This window comes from Mesorhizobium sp. M0701 (assembly GCF_040320365.1).
Lineage (GTDB): Bacteria > Pseudomonadota > Alphaproteobacteria > Rhizobiales > Rhizobiaceae > Mesorhizobium.
Window position 1 is genome coordinate 1 of record NZ_JAMYPO010000110.1, and the last position, 1,462, is coordinate 1,462.

At 66.5% G+C, this 1,462-nt stretch carries 2 protein-coding genes; both read right to left on the reverse strand.

All coding sequences use genetic code 11. The features are described 5' to 3' along the window. Window positions 1–203 (reverse strand): hypothetical protein (locus NKI24_RS35720; protein ID WP_352475113.1); only part of this gene is annotated, 203 nt, incomplete at its 3' end. A gap of 87 nt (window positions 204–290) precedes the next feature. Beyond that, window positions 291–1,379, reverse strand: coding sequence for an IS110 family RNA-guided transposase (locus NKI24_RS35725; protein ID WP_352750880.1), 1,089 nt, complete (start codon window positions 1,377–1,379; stop codon window positions 291–293). Window positions 1,380–1,462: the final 83 nt, after the last annotated feature.

The following is a 1,462-nucleotide window of genomic DNA, read 5'->3' on the forward strand; positions in this document are numbered from 1 at the left end:
GGATCCATATGTGGACGGCGCCCTGCCTGCAACGGTTGTTTTGCGTCGTTTTCGATCGCTTGCGTCCATATGTCCGGCCTTTGAGCACGGTCCTTGCGGCCGCTGGCCAAGGTGGGGTTCGCGACGCCCGTTCCAATCATGCCAGCGGTTTCGTTGGCCAATGGATCCCTCGGAGTTTCGCGCGTCACGGATCGATCGATCACGCCATCTTCCTTCCGTTGCAAGAGCTTGTGTTCGGTGTTCCTCCGTTGCGGCCTATCCGGGCATGTCAGCGCCGTGCTGAGCCGCGGTCAGGGCTGGCCGCAGGCCACCGCCGTAGGCGGCGCGAAGCGGCCTTGAGGGCGGCGAGGAGGCGTCAGGTTGCCCGCCAGGCCGCAACGGTACGGCTCGCCGGTGATCATCATCTTCCAGGCCATGCGGGCGGTCTTGTTGGCGAGCGCCACAGCCGCCAGCTTCGGCGGCTTGCGCGCAATCAACGCCGCCAGCCACGGCGAGGTCTTGGCGCGGCCGCGACGCACCTGCTGGATGTGGGCCGTCGCGCCCACCACCAGCGCCTGCCGCAGCATCTCGTCGCCGGCCCGCGTGATCACCCCCAGCCGGTTCTTGCCGGCGGTCGAATGGTTCTTCGGCGTCAGCCCCAGCCACGCCGCGAAGTCGCGTCCCGAACCGAACGCTGTCGCATCAGTGACCTTGACGCCGAGCAGGCTCGCCACGACCGGCCCGACGCCGGGCATCGCAGCCAGCCGCTGTCCAGTCTCGTCCTTGCGGTGATGGGCCAACAGCTTCTTGTCGATTGCCGCGTATCGCGCGCACACCGCGCGGTATTCCTCGCCGAGCGTCTCAAGCAGTTCCTTTGCCAGCGCCGGCACCGTCGCGTCGCCGGCAATGCGGGCCAGCAGTGGCTCGATGCGGGCAAGGCCTTGTGCGGCCACCAGGCCGAATTCGGCTGCGTAGCCGCGGATCGTGTTGGCAAGCTGCGTGCGCCGCCGCACCAGCTGCTCGCGCACCCCAAACAGCATCTGCGCCGCTTGCTGCTCGCCGCTCTTGATCCCAACAAAGCGTGTCCTGGGCCGGCTCATCGCCTCGCAGATCGCCTCGGCGTCAGCCGCGTCATGCTTGCCGCGCCGCACATACGGCTTCACGTGCTGCGCCGCGATCAGCACCACCTCATGACCCAGCCCCGACAGCGTGCGCGCCCAGTAATGCGAGCCACCGCACGCCTCCAGCCCGATCCTCACCGGCGCAAGCTTGGCGAAGAACGGGACTACCGCCCGCCGTTGCAATTTACGCACCAGCACCGAACGCTCCGCAGCGTCGACACCATGCAGCTGAAAAACACTCTTGGACGTATCCATGCCAATACGGATAAGGTGTTCCACGGACGGCTCCCTTGTTTGAGATCTCAACGAACTCATTCTGGCACATCCGATGCCGTCGGGCGCCGTCCACCCCATCATGCCGT